The sequence below is a fragment of the Providencia sp. PROV182 genome, from assembly GCF_028480325.1.
Taxonomy (GTDB): domain Bacteria; phylum Pseudomonadota; class Gammaproteobacteria; order Enterobacterales; family Enterobacteriaceae; genus Providencia; species Providencia hangzhouensis.
The window spans coordinates 66,889-74,274 of sequence record NZ_JAMPOL010000007.1; the positions used below are offsets into that span (position 1 = coordinate 66,889).

Below are 7,386 nucleotides of genomic sequence, written 5' to 3' on the forward strand. Positions count from 1 at the left end.
CCGTGACTTCGGCAAATGCCTGGGAGGGGGAGCCCTCCCTTTTTTAATGGTTTATCGCAAGAGTGGCGAAACCGACTGTTCTAAGCCGATGCTTTGTAGCATCAAAATCCCCATCAAAATAAATAAAATACCTGCCAAAATTTTCAGTGTGATTGCCCAATATGGGGAAAATGACTTTCCTTTTAAGCGTGATACGCGAACCGCATTATCACGCATTAAATGAACAAAAATAGCTATTAAACAAATAGTTAATGCAGTCCCCATTGCCATTGCTAAGGCAGCGATAACCCCCCACACATATACCTCAATGACATAAGAAAACAGCAATACAAGAATTGCACCGGAGCAAGGGCGGATACCCATAGATAGGATAATCAATAGCTTACTTTTAAAACTGGATTGCAATTGATGGGACTGGATAACGTGTTGGTGTCCACAACCACAGTTGTCTGAGTGGCTATGGGCTTTTGTTTTACTTATTGCTCTCGTTGATGAATTCAGTGGTTGAATGCTTTTTATCTTGAGTGGTGCCAAGTGTCTTGATTTGCGGATTGACCAGCCACGACGCAATGCGCTGATGCATAAATAGCTACCCAGCAAAATGACAAATAGATAACTCGTTTGCTCTGCATATAAACTGGTTTGGTTGAGATGCTTAGTAGAGAGTTGGAATAGGATCAAGACTAAGGAAACTAAAGTAATCGCAACAAGCCCTTGTAAGAGAGAGGCAAGTAAACTAATGATAACACTCTGTTTTAAATGAGTCGCTTGGGTGGCAATATAAGTGGTAATAATTAATTTGCCATGCCCCGGCCCAAGGGCATGCAAAAAACCATACGCAAAACTGGCAACTACCAGTAACCCACCTGCATACCATGGGCGAGAGGTGGTTTCTTGCAATAGGTAAGATAGCCCTTGGTTTAACTGTTTTTGCCAAGCTAGGCTAAGTTGTAACCATGATCCCCAGTGGGTGTATAGCTGCCAAGCGGCATAGGTTATAAGCCCCATAAACAGCGCAGTAATTATTAGTCTTTGCGTACGTAAAGGCATTATGGACATTGAATATCAACCCGTTGTGCAAATTGTTTGCCAAGTGCCAAATCTTCTTCTGGGCTATCACTTTTGTCTAAAGAGAAAGCGTAGGCGCGCATTGAATCGGTCACATTTGCTTCTTGTAGTTCCATCTGGCAATTTGCTGCAATATCTAAAGGTAGGTTAACTTGCTGTTTATTTTGGTAAGTCATGCTGACGTAGAATGTTGGGTCGTAAGTTTGAATTTCCACATGGGAACCTGCTATAGGCAGGGGTTGCATAAATGAAGCGGTAAAGAAGAAAACTAAAGAAAAGCCATCTTTTTCTAAATGGTAGCTATCAGGAATACGTTTAAAACTGACTTTCTTCCCCTGATAATAAAAATCAGTGAAATAATCTTGCATCAATACATTCGCCATAATAATAGCTTCTTGCTGTTTCCAACGCGGGTCATCCGGTTTAATGCCTTTTAATTCATACGCGATATCCGCTGATGTCATTGGATCCATTTTCCAAACATAGCTAATCCCTGAGTATTTATCTTGTTTACTTTCAAGGGAAATTTGCATTTCAATAAAACTATGAGGGTGTGCCGCTACTTGTGGAGCAACCATAAACAGAAATAGAAAATAGAAAGGAAAAAATCGCATCATTCAGTCAGCTAAATTGGTTTATCAAAAAAAAATGTTATAACATAACGAAATGCAAACTAAAATATCTCGTAGTGATTTAAAATTCAACCTAAAACGATTGGTTAATACTTTTATCACGATAACCCTACAAATAAAGGGTTTTTTATTAACATAATAAGAGGGATAATACTCACCAAGATTTAAATAGGGTGGCAGCTCGCCTGAATTTATTTAAATTAAAATATTATCAATGAGTTAAATAGGATTAAGAACACCATGCCAGTGTTACATAACCAAATTTCAAATAAAATATTAAAAGAACGTATGTTGGCAGAAGTTGAGCCGCGCACCACTATCTCTTTTTATAAGTATTTTAATATCCAAGACCCAAACGAATTTCGTAATCAATGGTACCAACAATTTAAAGCATTAAGCGTTTTTGGACGTGTTTATATTGCAAAAGAAGGTATTAACGCGCAAATCAGTGTGCCGGAATCTAATGTGGGCGCATTGCGCGAACTTATTTATGCAACAGACCCCGCATTAGATAACTTACGTTTAAATATTGCGATTGATGATGACGGTAAATCGTTCTGGGTCCTGCGTATGAAAGTCCGTGAGCGCGTGGTGGCTGATGGTATTGAGGACGAAACATTTAACCCTGCAAATACAGGTCAATATCTAAAAGCTCACGAAGTGAATGAAATGATTGATGACCCAAATACTGTTTTCGTTGATATGCGAAATCATTATGAGTACGAAGTAGGGCGTTTTGATAACGCGATTGAAATACCTTCAGATACATTTAGAGAGCAACTGCCAATGGCGGTGGAAATGCTGCAAGAGCAAAAAGACAAAAATGTCGTAATGTATTGTACTGGTGGGATCCGTTGTGAAAAAGCCAGTGCTTATATGCTACATAATGGCTTTAAAAATGTTTACCATGTTGAAGGTGGGATTATTGAATACGCGCGTAAGGCGAAGGAACAAGGGTTGCCTTTGAGGTTTAAAGGGAAAAACTTTGTTTTTGACAACCGAATGGGAGAGCGTATTACAGAAGACACATTAGCACAATGCCACCAATGTGGTGCACCTTGTGATACACACACCAATTGCCGTAACGATGGCTGTCACTTGCTGTTTATCCAATGCCCTAGCTGTGCAGAAAAGTACGAAGGTTGCTGCAGTTCGTCTTGCACTGAAGAAATGAAACTTCCAGAGCAAGAACAACGCGCACGCCGTGCAGGTCGCGAAGTCAGTAATAAAATCTTTAATAAGTCACGTCACCGTTTATCCGATGGATTATTAAATAAAGATAACTAATTATTGATGTTCTCTATAATAAGAAAGCCCTGTAATTAGGGCTGATTAGAGCAAGATAAAATTAATTGAAATAAAAAATTTATTTCATTCGATGTCATTACGTTGCTTATACCCCATACATTTCGTATGAAATTCATGGGGTATTTGTTTATGGTTTACAGCAGGTAACGCCATTTTGTAAAGAAGTGTAATTTAGGACTTGAAATACGCGTAACTGGCACTATATAAGAATTGCACCAAGAAAGAGCGTTATCCCATACTAGGTACACAGGTAATGGTGCATAGTCGTATGTGTTTAGTTTGATATAAAAATATTGAAGGAGAAATTATGTCTAACATTAGATCTTTTTCATTATTCCCAACATTATCCGATAGCTTACTTTCTAACAGATTTGACCAAATGGATCGTTTGTTTAGCCAGCTAACAGGTAATAGGCCTTTAACTTCAGAGCATCCGTATAATTTAAAACAAATAAATGAAACAAGCTATCAATTAACGGTTAGTGTTCCAGGTTATAAGGAAGAGGACTTAAGCGTATCCCTAAAAGGCGGGAAATTGTATGTTCAAGGTGAGCAATCAGCAGAATTAGTTAATGATTCTGAGAAATGGATCCATCAAGGAATAACGCAAAATAAGTTTTCCCTTGAATTTAATCTCGGTAAAAATGTGAAGATAGAAAGTGCTGAGTTATCTAGTGGTTTACTAACTCTGGATATTGAATATGAAATCCCGGATGAAGAAAAACCTCGAGTTATCGCTATTGAAAATAAAGATATAAAATCATAGAACTAAAATTTATGACTCGTCAGCAGTTAGAGTGACTTTATAAAATTGGACACTTTTGCTGACCGGTTTGTAAGGCCTGATTTCGTTATTCAAACGGAGTCAGGCCTTTTAGTTTTGTTTTAGTCGATTTAAATTAAAACATTTTTAATATAAATATTTAAATACATTATATATAAAAAATAACTCAATTCTATTTTTGACGAAAACTTTAGATGCGATATGTCTTTTCTGTGAATAGACAGTACTATTGCTAATTCCTAGTTTTCGAGAAATAATATGATTGGGTGTCTCATTCATCCAGTTATTAATAATATTTTGTTCTTTAATCGTGAAAATAGATGACTCAATATTATTAGCAAGTTTGGTGATTTTTTCTATTTGTTCATGGTCACGAATAACTTTATCAAGCGTTTGAATAATAATGCTTTTTGATAGAATGAAGTAATTATCCTTTAATAATAATGGGTTGTTTGTTTGCGGATAAGGAGCATTAATATAAATATAAAAGCGTGCATTATTAGTATTACTTAATAACTGCTGTAGAGTAGGGCAGTAATCAGAGTAATTACAATAGTAGGTTAGATTCACCAGTATAATGCTTGGTAGGTTTGTGTTCATAAAACCAATGGCTTCTTTTATACATCCTGTACTAATAAATTCGAGCTTTTTATTTTTAGATAAATATTCTGTAATGCCAAGACGTGTATAATAACATTCATCAATAACTAATATTCGCATTGGAACATCCTTGTTCAAGAAGATGGCTTACAATAAATTGGAATTGATAGAGAAGTCAACCAAGGATTAATAAAAACAATAAATAGTGTTCTTATTTGAAATTGCTAATTAGTAATTAATTAATAAGATAATTATATAAAGACATATAGTTATCTATATAGATGAATAAATTAAATGGATATTAGTGGCACTAATATCCATTTATTTTCCTAGTGTGTTTTAAAATCAAACTCAACATATTCCCCTGATTCTATCTTGTCTACGCCTGCTTGGAGAATATGAATAAGTTGTTTAGCCACATCAGTCGTTAGCCACATGGTTTTATCCACAATAGCATCACCTGTGTGTTTATCTTGCTCGGGGAGGTAGTGCAAACGCAACATCATAGCGTCGTAATCATCGACTGTGCTGATGTCCCAGCCAACTACTGGGTGGGTTTGAATGACATCATTTTTTTTATTCATATAAACCTCCTAATCAAACATCGTGATAAATAATAAATATCTATAACTGACTAAGAGCAATGACCTCGTGATGAGTCCACTTTTAGTATAAGGAGATTTCGCTAATAAGAAAGCAAATAAAACATTTTTTTTGTTTATATAGCAGAAAATGCATAAAACAGATAATAAGGATTGTAAAAATAGAATGGGAAGCATTTTGAACTTCCCATTGGTGTATAAACTACTGACCCAGAGCGACACTCCAGCGAGCATCTTCCCCTGCTAAGAAAGGAACTAATTTATCATTACAGCAATCAATCGATTCGCAAGTAATATTTTGTTCTTTAGTTAGCGTAATGGTTCCTTCATTTACGGATAAGTTATAGAATTTAGGACCATTTAGTGAACAAAAAGCTTCGAAATGTGCCAAAGCACCAAGCTCTTCAAAAACAGTCGCGTAAGCCGCTAATGCAGTGGGAGCATTAAAGACCCCAGCACAACCACAGGAAGACTCTTTACGTGATTGTATATGTGGTGCGGTGTCGGTACCAAGGAAGAAACGGTCACAACCTGAAGCAACGGCTGCACGTAATGCTTCTTGGTGTACATTACGTTTCAAAATAGGCAAGCAAAATAAGTGCGGCCTTATACCACCAACTAACATATGGTTACGGTTAAACATCAAATGTTGAGGTGTTAAAGTTGCTGCGGTGAATTCATTTGCTTCTTGGACATATTGAGCCGCTTCTTTGGTGGTTATATGTTCAAAAACGACTTTGAGTTTTGGAAACTGTGCCCGTAATGGCGACATAACTTGCTCAATAAACAACGCTTCGCGGTCAAAAATATCGATATGGCTTGCGGTGACTTCACCATGGACCAGCAATGGCATTCCTGCTTGTTCCATCGCAGCTAATACGGGATAAATTTTTTTAATATCAGATACGCCATGACTCGAGTTTGTTGTTGCATTAGCCGGGTAGAGTTTACAGGCAGTAAATACCCCTTCGTTAAAGCCACGAACCACTTCAACAGGATCTGTGCTATCAGTAAGGTAGCAGGTCATTAAAGGGGTAAATTGATGCCCTTCTGGAACCGCTTTTAGGATGCGTTCACGATAAGCTTTTGCGGCTTCAATCGTTGTGACTGGTGGCACTAAATTCGGCATGACAATTGCACGGCCAAAAAATTCACTGGTATAGGGAACGACCGTTTTTAACATATCATCATCGCGAAAATGAACATGCCAATCATCAGGGCGGCGGATCGTTAGGGTAGTTACAGTTGACATTAAACCGGCTCCATAGGGGAAGAGTGAATGATGAGCGAGTGCTCAAGCCGGAATAGAATGATAAAGGTAAAGTAAAAAAATAGCTATGAGAAATCACGATTATAGCCTATTTCAGGGATAGATCGCGCAAATAACGTAAATAGGTGGCTTATTTAGTTCGTTCAATAGCAAAAAACCTGCTTAAGTTTCCTTAAGCAGGTTTTTCTAAATTTTGGCTCCTCCAGCTGGACTCGAACCAGCGACATACGGATTAACAGTCCGCCGTTCTACCGACTGAACTATGGAGGAACTCCTTGGTACGCAGAGGATATTAGCTTTCTCTCACCGCATTGTCAAAGGAGAATATCGAAAAAATTGTTTGTTTGCCTGTTATCTGTGCGAACTGTCGGAAGTTTGATCGAAAATAGAGTAGTGGTGATTAATCAAGGCCATACACTAACGAAAAGACTGAGACAAATCTGAGTTGATGAGCGGTATATTATTTCAAGTTTAGAGGTTAATCGTAGTTAATCACTACTAAGTCATGGATGGATATAAAGTAGTTTAATTTTTATCGCGGAAAGTGATACTGAAGATGATTCCTTGCGCAGTGGCAAGGTGGATTTGGTTATCGGTTCCTCTCGAGACTGGCACCCTGAAATTAAGGCTCAGAGCTTATTTAATAGTACTTTTCAGGCATTAGTTCGCCCAGAGCATCCAATTATCGGGCAGGTGACGCCTGAAAGCTTAACGCATTACCCACATATTAGCGTATCGCGCCGAGGGCGTACATTGGGGCCAATTGATGACGCATTACGCGACCTTCAATTACAGCGTAATGTTGCATTGACTTTACCTAGTTTTCATTCAGCCATGATGTTAACTATGAACTCTGACTATATTTTGCCGCTCCCTCGTCATGTGCTGCAAGGGGTAAAGAGTGTTAATTTGCCATTGGTTGAAATTGAACTTCCTTTGGGATTGGTGCCTATATTTATCGTGCAAGCATGGCACCCAAGGTTAGATAGGGACCCTGCGCATCAATGGTTACGCCAGACGATTAAACAATTTTTTCTAGAGAAAGAATAAGTATTTATTTTATGGTGGGAACTCTTGTATTTGCCGTAAGTAAAGTAATGCTAAGAAGAGTGATTTTTAGGT

General features: G+C 37.8%; 8 protein-coding genes and 1 tRNA gene. 3 read left to right on the plus strand and 6 right to left on the minus strand.

Annotation, left to right across the window (positions count from 1 at the left end; translation table 11 throughout):
• Window positions 1-51 precede the first annotated feature (51 nt).
• Together PR834_RS06325 and PR834_RS06330 are read right to left on the minus strand one after the other, a co-directional pair.
• Window positions 52-1,059 (minus strand): nickel/cobalt transporter, encoded by a 1,008-nt coding sequence (locus tag PR834_RS06325; RefSeq protein WP_232368731.1) that lies wholly within the window; start codon window positions 1,057-1,059, stop codon window positions 52-54.
• Window positions 1,050-1,685 (minus strand): DUF1007 family protein, encoded by a 636-nt coding sequence (locus PR834_RS06330; protein ID WP_094960764.1) that lies wholly within the window; start codon window positions 1,683-1,685, stop codon window positions 1,050-1,052. Before PR834_RS06330 ends, PR834_RS06325 begins: the two co-directional genes overlap by 10 nt.
• Before the next feature lie 255 nt (window positions 1,686-1,940).
• On the opposite strand from PR834_RS06330, the gene trhO reads away from it, so the two are divergent.
• Both trhO and PR834_RS06340 read left to right on the plus strand, forming a co-directional pair.
• Window positions 1,941-2,987, plus strand: coding sequence for an oxygen-dependent tRNA uridine(34) hydroxylase TrhO (gene trhO / locus PR834_RS06335; RefSeq protein ID WP_004255839.1), 1,047 nt, complete (start codon window positions 1,941-1,943; stop codon window positions 2,985-2,987).
• Window positions 2,988-3,315: 328 nt separating this feature from the next.
• Window positions 3,316-3,774: an Hsp20 family protein gene (locus PR834_RS06340; protein ID WP_036957864.1), complete on the plus strand. Its 459-nt coding sequence runs from the start codon at window positions 3,316-3,318 to the stop codon at window positions 3,772-3,774.
• A 144-nt stretch (window positions 3,775-3,918) separates the two neighbouring features.
• Here PR834_RS06340 and PR834_RS06345 read toward each other — a convergent pair whose 3' ends face one another.
• The 4 genes from PR834_RS06345 to PR834_RS06360 all read right to left on the minus strand — a co-directional run bounded on the left by PR834_RS06345 (window position 3,919) and on the right by PR834_RS06360 (window position 6,534).
• Window positions 3,919-4,512: a LuxR C-terminal-related transcriptional regulator gene (locus PR834_RS06345; RefSeq protein WP_153673605.1), complete on the minus strand. Its 594-nt coding sequence runs from the start codon at window positions 4,510-4,512 to the stop codon at window positions 3,919-3,921.
• Between the two features lie 209 nt (window positions 4,513-4,721).
• On the minus strand, window positions 4,722-4,976 hold the full coding sequence (gene bssS, locus PR834_RS06350) for a biofilm formation regulator BssS (protein ID WP_004255804.1): 255 nt from the start codon (window positions 4,974-4,976) through the stop codon (window positions 4,722-4,724).
• A 220-nt stretch (window positions 4,977-5,196) separates the two neighbouring features.
• On the minus strand, window positions 5,197-6,246 hold the full coding sequence (pyrC, locus tag PR834_RS06355; protein ID WP_272536529.1) for a dihydroorotase: 1,050 nt from the start codon (window positions 6,244-6,246) through the stop codon (window positions 5,197-5,199).
• A gap of 212 nt (window positions 6,247-6,458) precedes the next feature.
• Window positions 6,459-6,534: transfer RNA gene (locus tag PR834_RS06360), tRNA-Asn, on the minus strand.
• A 294-nt stretch (window positions 6,535-6,828) separates the two neighbouring features.
• Between PR834_RS06360 and PR834_RS06365 the strand changes: the two genes are divergently transcribed.
• A complete protein-coding gene (locus PR834_RS06365) occupies window positions 6,829-7,314 on the plus strand; it encodes a LysR substrate-binding domain-containing protein (protein ID WP_226617105.1) in 486 nt (161 codons plus the stop codon).
• Window positions 7,315-7,386 lie beyond the last annotated feature (72 nt).

What these genes read in the sequence shown, in the direction of transcription:
- pyrC (WP_272536529.1), bottom strand. Translation starts at nt 6,246, where the DNA reads ATGTCAACTGTAACTACCCTAACGATCCGCCGCCCTGATGATTGGCAT.
- bssS (WP_004255804.1), bottom strand. Translation starts at nt 4,976, where the DNA reads ATGAATAAAAAAAATGATGTCATTCAAACCCACCCAGTAGTTGGCTGG.
- PR834_RS06330 (WP_094960764.1), bottom strand. Translation starts at nt 1,685, where the DNA reads ATGATGCGATTTTTTCCTTTCTATTTTCTATTTCTGTTTATGGTTGCT.
- trhO (WP_004255839.1), top strand. Translation starts at nt 1,941, where the DNA reads ATGCCAGTGTTACATAACCAAATTTCAAATAAAATATTAAAAGAACGT.
- PR834_RS06345 (WP_153673605.1), bottom strand. Translation starts at nt 4,512, where the DNA reads ATGCGAATATTAGTTATTGATGAATGTTATTATACACGTCTTGGCATT.
- PR834_RS06325 (WP_232368731.1), bottom strand. Translation starts at nt 1,059, where the DNA reads ATGTCCATAATGCCTTTACGTACGCAAAGACTAATAATTACTGCGCTG.
- PR834_RS06340 (WP_036957864.1), top strand. Translation starts at nt 3,316, where the DNA reads ATGTCTAACATTAGATCTTTTTCATTATTCCCAACATTATCCGATAGC.